This is a genomic window from Nocardia flavorosea NBRC 108225, from assembly GCF_001613385.1.
Taxonomy (GTDB): domain Bacteria; phylum Actinomycetota; class Actinomycetes; order Mycobacteriales; family Mycobacteriaceae; genus Nocardia; species Nocardia flavorosea.
In genome coordinates, this window is the sequence record NZ_BDCG01000018.1 from 232,654 (window position 1) to 251,041 (window position 18,388).

Annotated in this window: 19 protein-coding genes and 1 pseudogene; 15 read left to right on the top strand and 5 right to left on the bottom strand. The window is 68.9% G+C overall.

Translation table 11 applies throughout. The annotated features are described in order from the left end of the window. Positions 1-195: 195 nt before the first annotated feature. The 4 genes and pseudogenes from priA (at position 196) to hisI (ending at position 3,160) form a co-directional block, all read left to right on the top strand. On the top strand, positions 196-927 hold the full coding sequence (gene priA, locus NFL01S_RS24915) for a bifunctional 1-(5-phosphoribosyl)-5-((5-phosphoribosylamino)methylideneamino)imidazole-4-carboxamide isomerase/phosphoribosylanthranilate isomerase PriA (RefSeq protein ID WP_062978808.1): 732 nt from the start codon (positions 196-198) through the stop codon (positions 925-927). 100 nt (positions 928-1,027) lie between these two features. Then, positions 1,028-1,822, top strand: a pseudogene (locus NFL01S_RS24920) (inositol monophosphatase family protein); the annotation flags it as partial. A gap of 212 nt (positions 1,823-2,034) precedes the next feature. Then, complete coding sequence (gene hisF, locus NFL01S_RS24925) at positions 2,035-2,808, top strand: imidazole glycerol phosphate synthase subunit HisF (RefSeq protein ID WP_062978712.1); 774 nt, start codon at positions 2,035-2,037, stop codon at positions 2,806-2,808. A 1-nt stretch (position 2,809) separates the two neighbouring features. Beyond that, positions 2,810-3,160, top strand: coding sequence for a phosphoribosyl-AMP cyclohydrolase (hisI, locus tag NFL01S_RS24930; RefSeq protein WP_062978713.1), 351 nt, complete (start codon positions 2,810-2,812; stop codon positions 3,158-3,160). A 270-nt stretch (positions 3,161-3,430) separates the two neighbouring features. Here the strand turns inward: hisI and NFL01S_RS24935 are convergent, their stop codons facing one another. After that, positions 3,431-4,306: a sigma-70 family RNA polymerase sigma factor gene (locus tag NFL01S_RS24935; protein ID WP_062978714.1), complete on the bottom strand. Its 876-nt coding sequence runs from the start codon at positions 4,304-4,306 to the stop codon at positions 3,431-3,433. A gap of 46 nt (positions 4,307-4,352) precedes the next feature. Here NFL01S_RS24935 and NFL01S_RS24940 point away from each other — a divergent pair, with 46 nt between their 5' ends. Continuing rightward, positions 4,353-4,679, top strand: coding sequence for a hypothetical protein (locus NFL01S_RS24940; RefSeq protein ID WP_245670862.1), 327 nt, complete (start codon positions 4,353-4,355; stop codon positions 4,677-4,679). Continuing rightward, a complete protein-coding gene (locus tag NFL01S_RS24945; RefSeq protein WP_062978716.1) occupies positions 4,676-5,044 on the top strand; it encodes a DoxX family protein in 369 nt (122 codons plus the stop codon). The genes NFL01S_RS24940 and NFL01S_RS24945 overlap by 4 nt, the downstream gene beginning before the upstream one ends. Before the next feature lie 107 nt (positions 5,045-5,151). On the opposite strand, the gene NFL01S_RS24950 is transcribed toward NFL01S_RS24945, so the two are convergent. Further along, positions 5,152-5,619, bottom strand: coding sequence for a MarR family winged helix-turn-helix transcriptional regulator (locus tag NFL01S_RS24950; protein ID WP_062978717.1), 468 nt, complete (start codon positions 5,617-5,619; stop codon positions 5,152-5,154). A 146-nt stretch (positions 5,620-5,765) separates the two neighbouring features. Then, positions 5,766-6,230: a peroxiredoxin gene (locus NFL01S_RS24955; RefSeq protein WP_062978718.1), complete on the bottom strand. Its 465-nt coding sequence runs from the start codon at positions 6,228-6,230 to the stop codon at positions 5,766-5,768. Positions 6,231-6,307: 77 nt separating this feature from the next. Here NFL01S_RS24955 and NFL01S_RS24960 point away from each other — a divergent pair, with 77 nt between their 5' ends. From NFL01S_RS24960 to NFL01S_RS25000, 9 genes are all read left to right on the top strand, one after another. Further along, complete coding sequence (locus NFL01S_RS24960; protein ID WP_062978809.1) at positions 6,308-7,888, top strand: anthranilate synthase component I; 1,581 nt, start codon at positions 6,308-6,310, stop codon at positions 7,886-7,888. Continuing rightward, positions 7,885-9,255: a TIGR02234 family membrane protein gene (locus NFL01S_RS36580; protein WP_063916029.1), complete on the top strand. Its 1,371-nt coding sequence runs from the start codon at positions 7,885-7,887 to the stop codon at positions 9,253-9,255. The genes NFL01S_RS24960 and NFL01S_RS36580 overlap by 4 nt, the downstream gene beginning before the upstream one ends. A 144-nt stretch (positions 9,256-9,399) precedes the next feature. Then, positions 9,400-10,218 carry an indole-3-glycerol phosphate synthase TrpC gene (gene trpC, locus NFL01S_RS24970; RefSeq protein ID WP_062978719.1) on the top strand — a complete coding sequence of 273 codons (819 nt, stop codon included), beginning with the start codon at positions 9,400-9,402 and terminating at the stop codon, positions 10,216-10,218. After that, complete coding sequence (gene trpB, locus NFL01S_RS24975) at positions 10,215-11,507, top strand: tryptophan synthase subunit beta (RefSeq protein WP_062978810.1); 1,293 nt, start codon at positions 10,215-10,217, stop codon at positions 11,505-11,507. Before trpC ends, trpB begins: the two co-directional genes overlap by 4 nt. After that, the gene (trpA, locus tag NFL01S_RS24980; RefSeq protein WP_062978720.1) at positions 11,504-12,304 is read left to right on the top strand and encodes a tryptophan synthase subunit alpha; all 801 of its coding nucleotides are present in this window, start codon (positions 11,504-11,506) and stop codon (positions 12,302-12,304) included. The genes trpB and trpA overlap by 4 nt, the downstream gene beginning before the upstream one ends. Positions 12,305-12,414: 110 nt before the next feature. Then, positions 12,415-13,767, top strand: coding sequence for a prolipoprotein diacylglyceryl transferase (gene lgt, locus NFL01S_RS37120; protein WP_245670863.1), 1,353 nt, complete (start codon positions 12,415-12,417; stop codon positions 13,765-13,767). Between the two features lie 298 nt (positions 13,768-14,065). Beyond that, positions 14,066-14,611, top strand: coding sequence for a TM2 domain-containing protein (locus tag NFL01S_RS24990; RefSeq protein WP_062978721.1), 546 nt, complete (start codon positions 14,066-14,068; stop codon positions 14,609-14,611). 213 nt (positions 14,612-14,824) lie between these two features. Further along, positions 14,825-16,243 carry a pyruvate kinase gene (gene pyk / locus NFL01S_RS24995; RefSeq protein WP_084493219.1) on the top strand — a complete coding sequence of 473 codons (1,419 nt, stop codon included), beginning with the start codon at positions 14,825-14,827 and terminating at the stop codon, positions 16,241-16,243. Between the two features lie 25 nt (positions 16,244-16,268). After that, complete coding sequence (locus NFL01S_RS25000) at positions 16,269-17,162, top strand: acyl-CoA thioesterase (protein WP_062978722.1); 894 nt, start codon at positions 16,269-16,271, stop codon at positions 17,160-17,162. A gap of 15 nt (positions 17,163-17,177) precedes the next feature. Here NFL01S_RS25000 and NFL01S_RS25005 read toward each other — a convergent pair whose 3' ends face one another. After that, positions 17,178-17,585 (bottom strand): hypothetical protein, encoded by a 408-nt coding sequence (locus NFL01S_RS25005; protein ID WP_062978723.1) that lies wholly within the window; start codon positions 17,583-17,585, stop codon positions 17,178-17,180. A 140-nt stretch (positions 17,586-17,725) separates the two neighbouring features. Continuing rightward, entirely contained in the window at positions 17,726-18,349 is a 624-nt protein-coding gene (locus NFL01S_RS25010) for an arsenate reductase/protein-tyrosine-phosphatase family protein (RefSeq protein WP_062978724.1), read from the bottom strand. Between the last annotated feature and the right edge of the window lie 39 nt (positions 18,350-18,388).

Sequence of the window (18,388 nt, forward strand, 5' to 3'; positions counted from 1 at the left end):
CGAACTTTCTCGAATCGTGACCTGACGCGTCGGTGACCTCTCACGCGTTCGCCGATGAGTGTAGCGGGCACCCCGACCGGCCCAGTGGGTGATATCACCCAACGCTCGCCGGCCCCCGTCACCGCGGCGCGCGGCCTGCCGACTCGCTACCGGGCGCGCGGCACGGGCGAACCCCGGGCTACTAGGCTGTTGCGCGTGAGTCTTGTGTTGCTGCCTGCAGTCGATGTCGCCGATGGAGAGGCCGTCCGCCTGGTACAGGGCGCGGCGGGCAGCGAAACCGGTTACGGTTCGCCGCGCGATGCCGCCCTCGCGTGGCAGGACGCGGGTGCCGAATGGGTGCATCTGGTGGACCTCGACGCCGCCTTCGGCCGCGGGTCCAACCGGGAGCTGCTGGCCCGAGTGGTCGGTGAACTGGATGTCGCTGTCGAACTGTCCGGCGGTATCCGCGACGACGAATCGCTGAAGGCCGCGATGGCCACCGGCTGCGCCCGTGTCAACCTGGGAACCGCCGCGCTGGAAGATCCGCAATGGTGCGCCCGGGCCATCGCCGAATACGGCGATCGGGTGGCGGTCGGGCTGGACGTCCAGATCGTGGACGGCGACTACCGGCTGCGCGGCCGCGGCTGGGTCAGCGACGGTGGGGATCTGTGGGAGGTCCTGGAACGGCTGGAACGGGACGGCTGCTCGCGGTACGTCGTCACCGATGTCACCAAGGACGGCACCCTCACCGGTCCCAACCTGGATCTGCTGCGCGAGGTGTGTATGGCCACCGACGCGCCGGTGATCGCTTCCGGCGGGGTCTCGGCTTTGGCCGATCTGACCGCGATCGCCGAACTGGTGCCCGAGGGCGTCGAAGGCGCGATCGTCGGCAAAGCCCTGTACGCGGGCCGGTTCACCCTGCCCGAGGCGCTGGCCGCCGTCCGTTGACCGCGCGCGGGGTCGTAGCGGCCGGGCTCGGGCGCAGGAGCAAACGCACCGTGCGGGCGTACGGCCGCACACCGACCGCGAGAAACCGGGAGCCGAAGCGATGACCAGGGCAGAGACCGAACTGGCGGGGCTGCTGAGTACGGCGGCCGAGGTACTCGACAGCGTCGGCGACCGTTTTCTCGAGGGACGCGGCGCTCCCAGCGCGGTGGCCAAGGGCTCCCGGGATTTCGCCACCGAACTCGACCTGGAACTCGAACGCACCATCTCCGAGCTGCTCGTGGCGCGGACCGGTATCGAGGTGCACGGTGAGGAATTCGGCGGGCCGTCGCTCACCGGCGGCACCGCATGGGTGCTGGACCCCATCGACGGCACCTTCAACTATTCGACCGGTCATCCGCTCACCGGAACCCTGCTCGCGTTGATCCGCGACGGCGAACCGGTCCTCGGGCTCGCCTGGTTCCCGCCGCTGGACCGCCGGTACGCCGCCGTCGCCGGTGGGCCACTTCTCGTGGACGGAGTGGCCCGGCCACCGCTACCCCCTGCGCTGCTCGACGAGGCGATGATCGGGTTCGGTGCCTTCAACATCGAATCCACCGGACGCGTCCCGGGCCTGTTCCGGCATCGGGTACTCGGCGCGCTGAGCCGGTTGTCGTCCCGCGTACGGATGCACGGCTCGACCGGAATCGACCTCGCCTTCACTGCCGACGGAACGCTGGGCGGCGCGATCGTGTTCGGTCACCATCCGTGGGACAACGCGGCGGGCGCGCTGATGGTGCGGTGCGCCGGCGGGATCGTCACCGATCTCGAGGGGGCGGACTGGACGATCGAATCCGGTTCGGTGCTCGCGGCGGCGCCCGGGGTGCATGCCGAACTGCTCGAGATGATCGCCGCGGCCCGCGGTACCGGATTCGCCGTGCCGGGCAGTGATCGCGATCCCGGTCGGGCGGCGGAGCCCGCGTCCGGTGAGGACGGAGCCGGCTCGGACGCCGGTGTGGACAGTGCCCACTCCGGCGGTGCGGACAGCCCCGCCTACGGCAGCGGTGCGGGCACTGCCGCCCCCGGAAGTCGTGTGGACAATGCCGCTCCCGGCGGCGGTGAGGAGCGTTCATGACCCTGGCGACACGTGTCATCCCCTGCCTGGACGTCGATGCCGGGCGGGTGGTCAAAGGCGTCAACTTCCAGAACCTGCGCGATGCCGGCGATCCGGTGCAGCTCGCCGCCGCCTACGACGCCCAGGGCGCCGACGAACTCACCTTCCTCGATGTCACCGCCTCCAGCGGTGACCGCGCCACCATGTTCGACGTGGTCACCCGGACCGCCGAGCAGATCTTCATTCCGCTCACCGTCGGCGGCGGAGTGCGCACCGTCGACGACGTGGACCGGCTGCTGCGCGCGGGCGCGGACAAGGTCTCGGTGAATACCGCCGCCATTGCCCGCCCCGAGGTGCTGCACGAGATGTCGCAGCGCTTCGGATCGCAGTGCATCGTGCTGTCGGTCGACGCCCGCACCGTGCCCGACGGCGAACCGGACACCCCGTCGGGCTGGGAGGTCACGACACACGGCGGTCGCCGGGGCACCGGGATCGACGCGGTCGAATGGGCGGTGCGCGGGGCCGAGCTGGGGGTGGGGGAGATCCTGCTCAACTCGATGGACGCCGACGGCACCAAGGCAGGGTTCGATCTGCCGATGATCCGCGCCGTGCGTGCCGCGGTCTCGATTCCGGTGATCGCCTCCGGCGGTGCCGGCGCGGTCGAGCATTTCGCTCCCGCAGTGCAGTCCGGTGCGGACGCCGTGCTGGCCGCCAGCGTTTTCCACTTCGGTGACCTGACCATCCCGCAGGTCAAGGATGCCCTGCGCGCGGCCGATCTGGTGGTGCGCTGAGATGGCCCTGGATCCGGCGATCGCTGCCCGGCTCAAACGTAACGACGCCGGACTGGTGGCCGCGGTGGCACAGGAACGCGGGACGGGCGCGGTACTGATGATGGCGTGGATGGACGACGAGGCACTGGCCCGCACCCTCGAAACTCGCCGCGCCACCTACTATTCCCGGTCCCGGAAGCAGTACTGGGTCAAGGGGGAGACCTCGGGACATACGCAGTACGTGCACGAGGTCCGGCTGGACTGCGACGGCGATACGGTGCTGCTGGTGGTGGATCAGCGGGGCGCGGCCTGCCACACCGGCACGCATACCTGTTTCGACACCGACGTACTGCTGCCTTCCGAACAGGTGTGACGACAGGTCTGTCGCGTGCCGGTGACATCACACCAAGGGCCGGTCGCAGGTGGCCCGACCGCGCCGGGATCGGCGATAACTGTGCTGCTCGAGGGGGCGCCCCGGCGACCGGAATCGGCCGGGCATTCGTGGACCTGGCCGACGACCACCGGTGCGTGGCCGCTGGTCGTCGATGGATAGCGTGGATGCCGCGAGATCGCCGTTGATCACCTCGTAGTTCCGGTGCCGCCGAGGATATCGAGGGTTCCCGCATACCGGGACCGCGCACGGTCAGCTCGGCGATATCGTGCCGGGCATACACTGCCCGATCTCGATTGCCCGGACGAGCCGGTCCTCGATCCGGAAACGGATGAGCGCGAAGGGGTGCCCGCCGGGCGCGATCACCGCCGCGGGGCTACCGGCGAGGAGAAGCGTCGTGGTGACGGCGATCCGGTCGGCGAACAACCGTGTTTCCTCGGCGACTGCCGTGGCGCCGCGAACCTCGGTGGGCGCGCCCGCCGGGAGCAGGCGCGGATCGGCGATCCGGACGGCATCCGGAGCCAGCAGGGTGACCAGCCGGGCGATATCGCCGCCGCGGGCAGCGGCCAGGAAGGCCTCGACGATCTCGAGATGCGCGGCGGTATCGGGATAGCCGGAGGAACTGGGATGCCCGGTCGCAGTACCGGATTCGGGCGGCCGTGCATCGCGCAGCCTGCCGCGGGCCCGGCTGGCCAGTTTTTTCGCTGCCGCCGGAGTCGCCTCGAGTACCGTGGCGACCCGGTCGAACGGTACTGCGAAGAGATCGTGCAGCACATAGGCCACCCGCTGGGCCGGTGACAGCTCGCCGAGCAGCACGAGCAGTGCCCGGGACACATCCTCGCGCCGGAGGAATGCTTCGTCGGCTCCGGTCTGTTCACCGCCGATATCGTCGAGCAGCAGCGGGAGTTCGCCGCGGCGCTCCCGCGCCCGGAGCAGATCCAGGCACAACCGCGCCGTCACGGTCGTGAACCAGGCGTCCGGTTCGGCCACTTCGGACAGGTCCGCCACCTGTACCCGGGTCCACGCGGTCTGCACCGCATCCTCGGCGTCCTGGTGCGAGCCGACGATCCGGTAGGCGAGCGAAAGCAGCCGCGGCCGGGCCGCCTCGAACTTCTCGACTGTTTCCACGGGGAGGTCACCTTTCGTGCGTGACGGACGTCAGGAGGGGTGAGTGATGACTACCACGACATTGCACGCCTTCGAGGAGACAGATATGAGCGTACAGATTCTCCGGTTCACCACCGCCCCGGAGCGGATACCAGAGGTCGAACAGGCCGTTACGAAGTTGTTTGCTGCGGTGGACGCCGCCGGTCCCGAAGGGATCGACTACACCGCGATGCGGGTGGGCCCGGATGGCGAGTTCGTGCTGATTCTCCGGCTGACCGACGCCAACCCGCTTCTGGATATTCCGGAAGCCCGGGAATTCCGGGCACGGCTGGCCGAGTGGGCAGGCCCGGTCGCCCCGCGACCCGCCGTCGAGCTGGGCCGGTACACCCGGTGACCGGCGCGCTCGATACTGCACTGTTCGTCGCGACCGTGGTTTGTGTGCTGGCGAATGCTGCCGAGGTCGTCGCCAAGGCCGTGCGCGCGCCGTTCATGGTGCAGAACGCCGCGGAAGCCGGCGTGGCACCGAAGTGGATCCCGTACCTGGCGGTAATCGAAGGTGCCGGTGTGGCCGGGTTGGTCGCGGGACTCTTCGGCTGGAAATCCATAGGGTTCGCCGCAGCGGTCGGGCTGGTCCTGTTCTTCGTGGTAGCGGTCGGCGTCCACGTACGGGCGCGGGTATTCCACAACATTGCGTTCCCTGCGGGTTTCCTGGCTCTGGCGCTGGCAGCCACTGCCTTTTTCGCCGGGCCGGCGGGCTGAAACCACCACGGACCTGCCCGCCCGGATTGCCTGGAGTGGTGCGGGCTGTCCGGTCGGTACGCCACACCCGGGCCCGGCGGCGACCCCTCGCCGCTGCTGCGCCCCGGTTAGGGGGCGGTACGGCCGAGAACGGTGCCCAGGTGGTCGGCGAGCGTTTCGCCGAGATCCGCCATCGCTGCGGTCTGCTCGGCATCGAGCCCGTCGAAGACCAGTCGCCGCACCACATCCATGTACCCGGGTGCCGCTTCCACGACCTTCTGATGGCCGTCGTCGGTGAGTTCGGCCAGGACGCCGCGACGCCCGGTGGTCGCGGTACGCGTCGCCCAGCCCATCCGCTCGAGTTTGGAGACCACATGCGAAAGTCTCGATAGCGATGAATTTGCTCGATGGGCGAGCTCGCTCATCTGCAGCCGCCGGTCCGGCGCCTCCGAGAGCAGGGTGAGCACCCAGTACTCGAAATGAGTCACGCCGGACTCGCGCTGCAGATCGGTATCCAATGCCCCCGGCAAACGGTTCAGCACCGCGACCACTGCGCGCCAGGCCCGTCCCTCGACCGGGTTCAGCCACTCCGTCACTAATCCGCCTTCTCTCCGGCCCGGTGGCTATTCCGGCATGTGCCACCGGGCTACCCGAAGAAAAGTTTGCCACGACTTCGCTCGAACGTGGGTCATCTCGGAAACGAAGGTGAGGCCATTCACACGAACTGAGCGGATCGAAGCCGCTACGCGCTTTTTCGCGTGCGAAGAAAATCCAGGGCGCGGTCGGCGTGTACATTCGCGCGCAGTTCGCTGCTGATCACGGTGAGAACGCTGCGGTCGGTGTCGATGACGAAGGTATGCCGTTTCACGGGCATGAGCTTGCCCAGCAGTCCGCGTTTGACCCCGTAGCTTTCTGCGACCGTCCCGTCGGCGTCCGACAACAGCGGGTATTCGAGCCGCTGCGCCCCCGCAAACCCCGCCTGGACATCGACGGCATCGGCACTGATCCCCGCGCAACTCGCGCCGAGGGCCGCGAACTCCGCGGTGAGATCGCGGAAATGGCAGGCCTCGGCCGTGCACACCGGCGTATTCGCGGCCGGATAGAAGAACAACACCAGTGGCCCGCCGGCCAGCAGTGAATCGAGCGAACGGAGGGCGCCGGTCTGGTCCGGGAGTTCGAATACCGGGGCGAGCTGGCCGATCTGCATACCCGGACACTACCGCCGGCGGCGGTCCCGCGGGGTGCGTCGAGCGCACCGGGCACCCGGCTGGAATGATGGTTCGAATGCACGGCGCGACCACTCCCGCGACTACCACCCGCGAACGATTCCACGAACTCGCCGCCGAGCACCGGGTCGTCCCGGTGACCCGGAAGGTGCTGGCCGATTCGGAGACCCCGCTGTCGGCCTACCGCAAACTGGGCGGTGACCGGGCGGGCACATTCCTGTTCGAATCCGCGGAGAACGGCCGATCGTGGTCGCGCTGGTCGTTCATCGGCGCGGGCAGTCCGTCGGCGCTCACCTCGGTCGACGGCGCCGCCACCTGGCTCGGCGCGACCCCCGCCGGTGCTCCGGCCGGCGGCGACCCTCTGGACGCCCTGCGCGAAACCCTCGAACTGCTGCGCACCGAACGGCTGCCCGGTCTGCCCCCGCTGACCGGCGGGATGGTCGGCTACCTCGGTTACGACGCGGTGCGCCGCATGGAACGGCTGCCCGAATATGCCGAGGACGATCTGCATCTCCCCGAGATGGTGCTGCTGCTGGCCACCGATCTGGCGGCGTTCGACCACCACGAGGGCGCCATCACCTTGATCGCCAACGCCGTCAACTGGAACGGCACCGCCGAGAATGTGGACGCCGCCTACGACGACGCCCTCGCCCGGCTCGACCGGATGACCGCGGCGCTGGCCGCGCCCGCGGACTCCACGGTGTCCGTTTTCGACCAGCCCGAACCGGATTACCGGCGCGCCCGCACCCCGGACGAATACGGCGCGGGGGTCCGCCGCCTGGTCGCGGAGATCGAGGCCGGGGAAGCCTTCCAGGTGGTGCTGTCGCAGCGTTTCGAAATGGACTACGGCGGCAGCCCCATCGACCTCTACCGGATGTTGCGGGCGGCCAACCCGAGCCCGTACATGTTCCTGCTGCACATCCCGGACGGCGCCGGGAACACCGCGTTCTCCATCGTGGGATCGAGCCCGGAAGCATTGGTGGCGGTGCAGGACGGGGTCGCCACCACGCACCCCATCGCGGGCACCCGCTGGCGGGGCGCCACCGAGGAAGACGATCTGCTGCTCGAGAAGGGCCTGCTGGCCGACGAGAAGGAGAACGCCGAACATCTGATGCTGGTCGATCTCGGGCGCAACGATCTGGGCCGGGTGTGTGTGCCCGGGACGGTACGGGTCACCGAGTACCGCCACGTCGAGCGCTACAGCCATGTCATGCATCTGGTCTCCACGGTGACCGGGCGGCTGGCACCCGGCAAGATCGCACTCGACGCGGTGCGCGCCTGTTTCCCGGCGGGCACGCTGTCCGGCGCCCCCAAGGTGCGGGCCATGCAGTTGATCGAGGAACTCGAACCCACCCGGCGCGGTGTATACGGCGGCGTGGTCGGCTACCTCGATTTCGCCGGTGACGCCGATACCGCGATCGCCATCCGCACCGCTCTCCTCAAGGACGGCACGGCCTACGTCCAGGCGGGCGCCGGGGTGGTGGCCGATTCCGAAGCCGAATACGAGGACACCGAATCCCGGAACAAGGCGATGGCGGTGCTGCGTGCGGTCGCCGCCGCCGAAACGGTGCGCGCCTTCGGTGCGGAGGAGGCAGCGGGCCGGGAATCGGTCTCCGTGACCTCCGGAGGCGGCGTATGACAGCCGGCGAGCCCGCCCGCCGCCCGCTCGGCGAGGACTCCGGCGGTGCAGACCGGAGCGGTACCGCGGGGGCCGGCGAGCCCGCAGGCAACGATACGGAAGCTCGCGTGCCGACGAGCGATGCCGCTCCCGGCGCCGGCCCGGAGACGAGTAACCCCGCGGGCGGAGCGCCCGTGGGCGCCGCAGCAGGCGCGGACGTCGCTCCGTCGGCAGAGTTCGTGGCCACCGGCACCGGTGCGGACGGGACGGATTCCGCTGTTACCGCAGCGGCTGAGGCCCCCACGAACGACGCAGGCGCTGTGGCGGCCACCGAGCCGGGCGCCCGGGCAACCGGCTCCGGCGCAGCGGGCGTGGACAGCGGTGTGGCCGAGCCGGGCTCGGTAGCAGGCAGCGCGGCCGGGGCGCACTCGCTCACGGCCGATACGAGTGGCGTCGCGTCGGCAGCCGCAGCGCAGGATTCCGCGGAAGCGGCCACCGGGTCCGCTGGTGAATCCGTCGCCGCGCGATCCCGGCCGATCGACTGGGGCGACGAGGAAATTGCACCTGCCGCCGGGGCCGGGACCGGCCGAGGTGGCCGGCAACCGGTTACCGCGCTGGCATTGCTCGCCCTCGGTGCCGCCGCGCTGTGGGGGTCCTCCCGGCTCACCTGGGTGACGGTGACCTCTGCGGACGGTTTGACCGAACCGCGCACCGACGACCTGAACGGCGGGGTCTGGTTCGGTGCGCTGACGCCGCTGGCACTGGTTCTGCTGGCCGCCATCGCCGCTGTCCTGGCGACCCGGGGCTGGATGCGTCGGCTGGTCGGTGTGGTGGTTGCCTTGATCGCCGCCGTGACAGCGGTACCGGCGCTGGCACTGCTCACCGGGGCCGGGGCCACCGAGCAACGGGCCGCGGAGCTGGCCGGGCTGCCGGGCCGGGCGCAGGTGCAGGAGCTGGTGACCTCGAGTGGTCCGGCGGCGCTCACACTGTGCGGTGCGCTGGCCGCGTTCGGTGCGGGGCTGTTGCTGGCCCGGATGCCGGCCGGTACCGAGCAGCTGTCCGGGAAATACGACAACCCGGCGACGCGGAAGGCCGCGGCCACCCAGGCGGTGCAGCAGCGTGGGTCCGGCGATGTGCTGCCCGAACGGGTGCTGTGGGACGCGCTGGACGCCGGCGCCGACCCGACCGACGCGGACGATCCGACCGGCGCGACCGACTCGACCGGTGGGAGCGACCCGACCGGCGCGGATAAGCCGTCCACCCGCACCGGCCCGGCGAACGAAACGGCTCGGTCCACCTCGGCCGGCTCGGCAGATCCGGTGGACAGGGACGCGGCGGCCCGTGACGAAGGCCGCTCGGCAACGCCGAGGTCCGGTGATACCCCCTAGCAGGCCGGTCGCGGCAGGGCGACCCGCCCCCGGCGTCAGGGTGCCGCGGCCTGCCATTTACTCTTGTTCAGCATCGGTGAGACAGCTCCTGGGGGAATCCTTCAGGCGTAAGTTGCGTGTCTCCCCAGAAAGGATTCGAGCCAGATGACGGTACTCGACTCGATTCTCGACGGGGTCCGCTCGGATGTAGCCGCTCGGGAGGCGGTGCTCGACTTCCCCGCGGTGAAGGCAGCGGCCGCCGCCGCGACCCCACCGCTCGATGCGAAGGCGGCCCTTCTCGAAGACGGCATCGGTGTGATCGCCGAGGTCAAGCGGGCCAGTCCGTCCAAGGGCGCGCTCGCCGATATCGGTGACCCGGCCAGCCTGGCCAAGGCCTACGAGGACGGTGGCGCCCGGATCATCAGCGTGCTCACCGAAGGCCGGCGCTTCAACGGATCGCTCGACGATCTGGACGCCGTTCGCGCCACCGTCGATATCCCGGTGCTGCGCAAGGATTTCGTCGTCGGCCCGTACCAGATCCATGAGGCCCGGGCGCACGGCGCCGATGTGATCCTGCTGATCGTCGCGGCCCTGGAACAGGACACGCTGGCTTCGCTCATCGATCGGACCGAATCGCTCGGGATGACCGCGCTCGTCGAGGTGCATACCGAGGAGGAGGCCGATCGGGCCCTCACCGCGGGAGCGAGTGTGATCGGTGTGAACGCGCGCAACCTGAAAACTCTCGAGGTCGATCGGGACTGTTTCGCCAGGATCGCGCCGGGGCTCCCCACCGAGGTCGTGCGGATCGCCGAATCCGGGGTCCGTGGTACCGCCGATCTGCTCGCCTACGCCGGCGCCGGCGCGGACGCGGTTCTCGTCGGCGAGGGGCTGGTCACCAGTGGTGATCCCCGGGCGGCGGTATCGGAGCTGGTCACCGCCGGCACCCATCCGTCTTGCCCGAAACCGGCCCGGCGGGGGCGATGATGGCGGCGTCCGGGTCCTCCACCGATCATGCACTGCCCGCCGCGAGTCGCGGGGTGGCGCACCGTAGCGAGCACGAACCGGACGAGGGCGGCCACTTCGGCGTCTACGGCGGCCGGCATGTGCCCGAGGCGCTGATGGCGGTGATCGAGGAGGTCACGGCCGAATACGACAAGGTCCGCCTGGATCCGGATTTTCTCGCCGAGCTCGATCGGCTGCAACGCGACTACACCGGTCGCCCTTCGCCGGTCTTCGAATGCACCGGGCTGGCCGAACACGCCGGCGGTGCGCGGATCCTGCTGAAGCGCGAGGATCTGAACCACACCGGTTCCCACAAGATCAACAACGTGCTGGGCCAGGCGCTGCTGGCCAAGCGGATGGGTAAGACCCGGATCATCGCCGAAACCGGCGCCGGGCAGCACGGGGTCGCCACGGCCACCGCCTGCGCGCTGCTCGGGTTGCGCTGCATCATTTACATGGGTGCGGTCGATACCGCCCGGCAGGCCTTGAACGTGGCCCGGATGCGGTTGCTCGGTGCCGAGGTCGTCTCGGTGACTCTCGGTTCGCAGACGCTCAAGGACGCGATCAACGAGGCCCTGCGTGACTGGGTCACCAACGCCGACGACACCTACTACTGTTTCGGCACCGCGGCCGGCCCTCATCCGTTCCCGATGATGGTCCGTGATTTTCAGCGGGTCGTCGGAATGGAGGCGCGCGCCCAGGTCCAGAGCCTGACGGGCCGGTTACCCGATGCCGTCGCGGCCTGCGTGGGCGGCGGATCCAATGCGATCGGTATCTTCCATGCCTTCATCGACGACCCCGGCGTCCGGCTCGTCGGCTACGAAGCCGCCGGTGACGGCGTGGAAACCGGCCGGCATGCGGCGACCTTCGCCGGTGGCTCCCCGGGCGCCTTCCAGGGTGCCTACTCGTACCTGCTGCAGGACGAGGACGGCCAGACCATCGAATCGCATTCCATCTCGGCCGGCCTGGATTATCCGGGCGTGGGTCCTGAGCACGCGTTCCTGAAGGATATCGGCCGGGCCGAGTACCTGCCCGTCACCGATACCGCCGCGATGGACGCGCTACTGCTGCTCAGCCGCACCGAGGGCATCATCCCGGCCATCGAATCCGCGCACGCGGTCGCGGGGGCGCTCGAGCTGGGCCGTGAGCTGGGCGAGGGGGCGATCATCCTGGTGAATCTGTCCGGACGCGGCGACAAGGATATGGATACCGCTGCCCGCTGGTTCGGGCTCTTCGACGATCCGGACACGGGCAAGGAGAACGGTCAGTGAGTTCCGAATCCCGTCTCGGCGCCACCTTCGCCGCATGTAAGGCCGATAACCGCGCGGCTCTCATCGGCTACCTGCCCGCCGGATACCCGGACCTCGAGGGGTCGCGCAAGGTCGTGCGGGCGATGGTCGAATCCGGTTGCGATATCGTCGAAGTCGGCGTTGCTTATTCCGATCCGGTGATGGACGGGCCGACCATCCAGGCCGCGGCCGATCAGGCGCTGCGCGGCGGGGTGCGGGTCCGCGATGTGTTCTCCGTGGTCGAAGCGGTGGCCGACGCGGGTGCCCAGGCGGTGGTGATGAGCTACTGGAATCCGGTACTCAAATACGGCGTCGACCGATTCGCCCGCGATCTCGCCGCCGCCGGTGGTGCCGGCATCATCACGCCCAATCTCATCCCCGAAGAAGCGGCCGACTGGTTCAGTGCCTCCGCCGCGCACCACCTCGACAGGATCTTCCTGGTGGCGCCGTCGTCCACCGAGGAACGCCTCGCCGCCACCCTCGACGCCAGTTCGGGTTTCGTCTACGCCGCGTCGACCATGGGTGTCACCGGTGCCCGGGACGCGGTCTCGACCATGGCGCCCGCGCTGTGCGCCCGGATCCGCGAGCACAGCGATATTCCCGTCGGGGTCGGTCTCGGGGTCCGCTCCGGGGCGCAGGCGGCCGAGATCGCCGCCTACGCCGACGGGGTCATCGTCGGTTCCGCGCTGGTCAGCGCCGCCGCCGAGGGGCTGGACGCGGTCCACGCCCTGACCGCGGAACTGGCCGGTGGTGTCCGCGCCGCCACGGTCGCGTCCTGAACCCGCCCCGGCGCGTATGACACCGCGGTAGGTGGCCGGCCGGGGCCGGAGATAACACGCGAGCCGGAGGCCGAACTTGCCAACGTGGCCTCCTGGACTACGGTTGCCCCGTGACCGTTCTCGCCGTACCGGAAACCACCTCGACCGCCGTATCGCCCGCCACCGAGCTGCTGGCCTATCTGCCCAGCCCGCCGCAGGGCGTCTGGGATATCGGGCCGTTCCCGCTGCGCGCGTACGCGGTCTGCATCATCGTCGGAATCATCGTCGCCATCTGGTGGGGCGAGAAACGCTGGCAGTCCCGCGGGGGCGAGGCGGGCGCGATCCTGGACGTTGCCGTGTTCGCCGTACCGTTCGGGCTGATCGGCGGCCGGATCTACCACGTCGCCACCGACTGGCAGAAGTACTTCGGGGCGGACGGCAACCCCGTGGATGCCCTGAAGATCTATCAGGGCGGTCTCGGCATCTGGGGGGCGGTATTCCTGGGCGGTATCGGCGCCTGGATCGCCTGCCGGATCTACAAGATCCCGCTGCCCGCACTCGGTGACGCGATCGCCCCGCCGATCCTGCTCGCCCAGGCCATCGGCCGGCTCGGCAACTACTTCAACCAGGAGCTCTACGGTCGCGAAACCGATCTGCCCTGGGGCCTGGAGATCTACCTGCGCTTCGACGACGCCGGCCGCCTCGACATGATGAACGGTGTTTCCTCCGGCGAGGTCCACTCCGTCGTGCATCCGACGTTCCTCTACGAGTTGCTGTGGAATGTCGCGGTCGTGCTCGCACTGGTCTATATCGACCGGCGTTTCCGGATCGGGCACGGGCGGCTGTTCGCCCTGTACGTCGCCGGCTACTGCTTCGGGCGCTTCTTCGTCGAACTCATGCGCGACGACGAGGCCACCCTGATCGCGGGTATCCGGGTGAACTCCTTCACCTCCGGCCTGGTATTCCTGGCCGCGATCGCGTACGTCCTGTTTGCGACCAAGGGCCGGGAAACTCCGGAACAGCTCCGGCCCGGAGGGGGGCCACGCCCGTGGCCGTGGCAGTTCGGCGCGCTACGGGCCGCAGGTGCGGCGACCGGTCCCGGCTCCGGCGACGAGGATGCCGCCGCGCGCGAATCCGATACCGGCACCGAATCCGCGCACTACGATGCTGCCGATCCCCCGGCCGAGGCAGCGGACTCGGAGGACGGCGGTGGGTCCGGCGCCACCGATCCGCTCGCGAAGCCGGAGGGAGCCGCCGAGTCCGCGAAAACGGACGAGCCCGCCGATTCCGCAGCCGGCCCGCAAGATTCGTCTGCCGAGCCCGACTCCGCGGGACTGGGCGGGTCCGCGGAGTCGCCGAAATCCGCGACAAGTGAAGATGCCGTCGATCCGAAGTCCGGCGCGAACGAATCCGGCGCTGCACACACCGATTCCGTGTCGTCGGCGGATACGGATTCCGCGGCCACCGCACCGAGGAACCCCTGAGGCGACTGGAACAGCCTTCCACAGCCCACCGCGCGGTACGGGCCCGAACCCCGCGCTGCCGGAGGCGGCGCCATGACACAACGGGGAAGTGAGCAAAGAACTACGAGACAGATGTCCCCGGGCACTGCGCCGCCGAAGAATCCCTCCCGTGACTGCCCACCTGAATGGGTTCGGGGCCCGTCTCGTTCTGGAGCGACAGAGCGGGGCAGCGTTGCGGAGGAGCGGCGGAGTGAAGAACGAGACATAGGGCCCCGAACCCCGCGCCGCCGGAGGCGGCGCCTATAACACAGGAGGAGCAGTGACCGATCCGTACCAGCAGGGCGGACCGCAGTACGGCCCGCAGGGCACCGGCCCGGATCTGGGTAAATCGCCGGGGTATCCGTCGCAGCCCTACCCGTCCCAGCCCTACGCCTCGCAGCCGCAGCCGTATCCGGGGCAGCCCGACCCGCAGTACGGGGCCGCGCCCGGGTACGGACAGCCGGGCCCGCAGTACGGGCAGCCGGATCCTGCCTACGGGCAACCGGGCGCGTACGGGCAGCCGGGACCTGGCTACGGCGCGCCCATGGGGTACAACCCGATGGATCCGGAGGCGCCCTACGGCCGCGATATGTACGGGGTGCCGCTGTCGGACAAACAGAAGATGGTGGCGGGACTGCTGCAGATCTTCTTCGGCTATCTCGGGATCGGCCGGTTCTACCTCGGTGATACCGGGATGGGTATCGGCCAGATCGCGGCCAGCATCTTCACCTGCGGTATCGCCGGGTCGATCTGGGGTCTCATCGACGGCATCATGATTCTCACCGGCAAGGTGACCGATACCCACGGTCGTCCGCTGCGGGACTGAATCCCCCCCGGTGTGCGGAGTGCGGGTCCACCACGGTGGGCCCGCATTCGTGTATCCGGGGTGATTCGTAGCGCCGCGGTAACAGTCGCGTACGACCTCCCGCTCATTCGGAGGCGGGCGGCGTTGGGTTGCCGTTCACCCGGAGTTCGGCGCTCTCGCCGCTGCCCGCGGGCCGGGCGGGACGCCGTACCCCGGCAGGATTAGGCTCGACACGTGATGCGACGGACGAAGATTGTGTGCACCCTCGGCCCGGCCACTGCCACCGAGGAACGTATTCGAGAGCTCGTCGAAAGCGGTATGGATGTCGCCCGGCTGAATTTCAGCCACGGCGAGCACTCCGACCACGCCGAAAACTACAAGAAGGTGCGGCAGGCCTGCGAACATCTCGGCCGCGCCGTCGGTATTCTCGCCGATCTGCAAGGCCCCAAGATCCGGCTGGGGCGTTTCGCCGAGGAACGCACCATCTGGGCGACCGGTGAGGTCGTCCGCATCACCGTCGACGAGATCGTCGGTGATCACGACCGTGTCTCCACCACCTACAAACAGCTCGCCGCCGACGCCAAATCCGGTGACCGGCTGCTCGTCGACGACGGCAAGGTCGGGCTGGAGGTGATCCGCGTCGAGGGGAACGACGTGGTGTGCGAGGTGACCGAGGGCGGCCCGGTCAGCAACAACAAGGGTGTGTCGCTGCCGGGTATGGACGTCTCGGTGCCCGCGCTCTCCGAAAAAGATATCGAGGATCTGGAATTCGCCCTGAATCTGGGCGTGGATTTCATCGCCCTCTCGTTCGTCCGCTCACCGTCGGATATCGAGCTCGTCCACGACGTGATGGACCGGGTGGGCCGGCGGGTCCCGGTGATCGGCAAACTGGAGAAGCCCGAGGCGATCGACAACCTCGAGGCCGTGGTCCTGGCCTTCGACGCGGTGATGGTGGCCCGCGGCGACCTCGGTGTCGAATTGCCGCTCGAGCAGGTACCGATCGTGCAGAAGCGTGCCATCCAGATGGCGCGCGAGAACGCGAAACCGGTGATCGTGGCGACCCAGATGCTCGAATCCATGATCGAGAACTCGCGTCCTACCCGTGCCGAGGCCTCCGATGTGGCCAATGCGGTGCTCGACGGCGCCGACGCGGTGATGCTGTCCGGTGAGACCTCGGTCGGGAAGTATCCGATCGAGACCGTGCGCACCATGGCGCGCATCGTGCACGCGGTGGAAACCGAATCCACCAATGTGCCGCCCCTGACGCATACACCGCGCACCAAACGCGGTGTCATCTCGTATGCCGCCCGCGATATCGGGGAACGGCTCAACGCCAAGGCGCTGGTGGCGTTTACCCAGTCCGGCGATACGGTGCGCCGCCTGGCCCGCCTGCACACCCCGATCCCGCTGCTGGCGTTCACCCCCCTTCCGGAGGTGCGCAGCCAGCTGGCGCTCACCTGGGGCACCGAAACCTTCATCGTGCCCACCGTGGACAGCACGGACGCGATGATCAAACAGGTCGATCAGGCGCTGCTGAGCATGAACCGCTACGCCAAGGGCGACCTCGTGGTCATCGTGGCGGGCTCCCCACCGGGTACCGTCGGGTCCACGAACCTGATCCACGTGCACCGTATCGGCGAGGAGGACCACTGATGCCGAGCAACCCCGGAGCCGCCCGGTGAGCGCGCCCGTCGACGAGACCGTCACCGACCGGCACCGCGATCTCGACACTCTGCTCGAGCTGCTGGACCTGGAGGAGGTGTCCGAGGATGTGTTCCGCGGGCACCATCCGGAGAAGGTCGCCAGCCGCACCTTCGGCGGGCAGCTGGTCTCCCAGGCGGTGATCGCTGCCGGCCGCACGGCCGGAAATCGGCCGATCCACGTGCTCAACGCGCATTTCGTGCGGGGCGGCGATGTGAAGAAACCCATAGATTTCCACGTCGAACGGCATCGTGACGGCCGTGCGTTCGCGAACCGCACCGTCACCGCGGTCCAGGACGGTCAGGAACTGTTCGTCATGCTGGCCTCCTTCCAGGAGTGGGGCAAAGGGCTCGAGCACGCGCACGAACGGCCGGAAGTCCCGGATCCGGAGACGCTGCCGCGGGTCCAGGAGAGTTTCGCCGGGTTCGAGGACAAGCTGGAGATGTTCGTCAACGCTCCGCACCCGATCGATATGCGCTACACCAACGATCCGGCCTGGATCCTCAAGGGCACCGGCGAGAAGCTGAACCACAACCGCGTGTGGATGCGCGCCGACGGCACCCTGCCCGACGATCCGCTCATCCACGTGGCCGCGCTGAGCTACTCCTCCGACACCACGGTGCTGGATTCGATCATCACCACGCACGGCCTGTCGTGGGGTCTGGACCGGATCGTCGCCGCCACGGTGAACCATTCCATCTGGTTCCACCGGCCGTTCCGGTTCGACGAATGGGCGCTGTACGCCACCGAGTCCCCCGTGGCCGCAGGCTCACGGGGGCTGGCGACCGGGCGTTTCTACTCGCGGTCGGGCGATCTGCTGGCCACCACCGTGCAGGAAGGCGTTATCCGCCATTTCCCGGCGCGGCGTTGACCGCCCGCCGAGCGGTCAGAGCCGCTCGGCCGGTAGCGGCTCGAGATCGACATCGGTGCGCTGTTCGGCACTGAGCGTGAACGGTGCCCCGGGGCCGAGTTCGTCCAAGCCCCGCAGCAGGCGGTGCTCCAGCGCATCGATATAGCCGTCGGTCAGTTCGGCCGGATCGCCGGCCAGGCTCAGCGCGATCTCGAACGTCGCATGCCCGCAGGGTTCCGCGCCGGGATTCCCGGCGCGCCAGCGGCTGTCGAATTCCCGGTGCCGCGAATCGTCCTCGGCGACGGGCAGTGTGCACCGCCAGGCGCAGACCTCACCGTCATCGAGGTGTTCGGCCAGATCGGTGCGCACGGACTCGACGAGTCTGTCCAGGGTTTCCGGTGTCACATACACATGAAGCGAAACATCCGAAATGCGTTTCGGCATGCGCGATTCCTGTCGTGTGTCGAACCTGCAACGGGATGGGATTCTCGGTGTTCCGGAGCGCGAGTGTAGTGGGCGCGGCCGGGAAAGTCAGACTCCGAGTCGCCATCGTTGTCGATTTCCGATATCGGCGGCGTCCGTATTCACGCGTACCAGCCGGTGTGCTGGGCGGCGACCAGCGGCGACCACCGCGCCGCCGGTCCAGGCTGCACCACCAGCGGCGGCCGTCCCCAGTGCCGCTCGGCCGGTGTACTCACCGGCGCCAGCGCCACCAGCAACGGCACAAGCGCTTCCGCGATCGTGTCCCCGACCTCGCAATATGCCTGTGCCGAAAGTCCGACCGGATCGCCGATGTTCTCCCGCCCCACCAGCGACAGGTTGTGCCGGCTGCGGTGCAGTCCGGCCACGCTGCGTGCCCCGGTGACCCGCGCGATCCGATACGCCTCCAGCAACGTGAACGTCCGCGGCCCCGCTGCCCCCATTTCCGCAACTTCATCCCGGATGTTCTCAGTCATGGTGAGAACGAGATCCGCCCGATCGATATGCTCGGCTTTGAGTTTGCGGGCCCGGAAGTCACTCGGATCCCCGCCCAAGCCGGTGATGGCCTCGGCAGCCCGCGGTTCCACCGGAAAACCCACCAGGGCCCGTGTCCCGGCGCTCTCGGCGGTGATCCCGGTCAGCCGGTATTCGACCGCGATGGAACGGGTGAGTCGTTCGGCGATCACCGACCGGCACACATTGCCATTGCAGACGAACAGGATGTGCATGTGGCTACGGTAAGACGCCCGCGACCTGCGCAGAACCGG

Coding starts and splice junctions, on each gene's coding strand:
- NFL01S_RS24955 (WP_062978718.1), bottom strand. CDS start 6,230: ATGCAGATCGGCCAGCTCGCCCCGGTATTCGAACTCCCGGACCAGACC.
- NFL01S_RS25010 (WP_062978724.1), bottom strand. CDS start 18,349: ATGCACATCCTGTTCGTCTGCAATGGCAATGTGTGCCGGTCGGTGATC.
- NFL01S_RS24940 (WP_245670862.1), top strand. CDS start 4,353: ATGACTACCACGACATTGCACGCCTTCGAGGAGACAGATATGAGCGTA.
- hisI (WP_062978713.1), top strand. CDS start 2,810: ATGGCCCTGGATCCGGCGATCGCTGCCCGGCTCAAACGTAACGACGCC.
- NFL01S_RS24960 (WP_062978809.1), top strand. CDS start 6,308: ATGCACGGCGCGACCACTCCCGCGACTACCACCCGCGAACGATTCCAC.
- trpB (WP_062978810.1), top strand. CDS start 10,215: ATGATGGCGGCGTCCGGGTCCTCCACCGATCATGCACTGCCCGCCGCG.
- hisF (WP_062978712.1), top strand. CDS start 2,035: ATGACCCTGGCGACACGTGTCATCCCCTGCCTGGACGTCGATGCCGGG.
- trpC (WP_062978719.1), top strand. CDS start 9,400: ATGACGGTACTCGACTCGATTCTCGACGGGGTCCGCTCGGATGTAGCC.
- NFL01S_RS36580 (WP_063916029.1), top strand. CDS start 7,885: ATGACAGCCGGCGAGCCCGCCCGCCGCCCGCTCGGCGAGGACTCCGGC.
- NFL01S_RS25005 (WP_062978723.1), bottom strand. CDS start 17,585: ATGCCGAAACGCATTTCGGATGTTTCGCTTCATGTGTATGTGACACCG.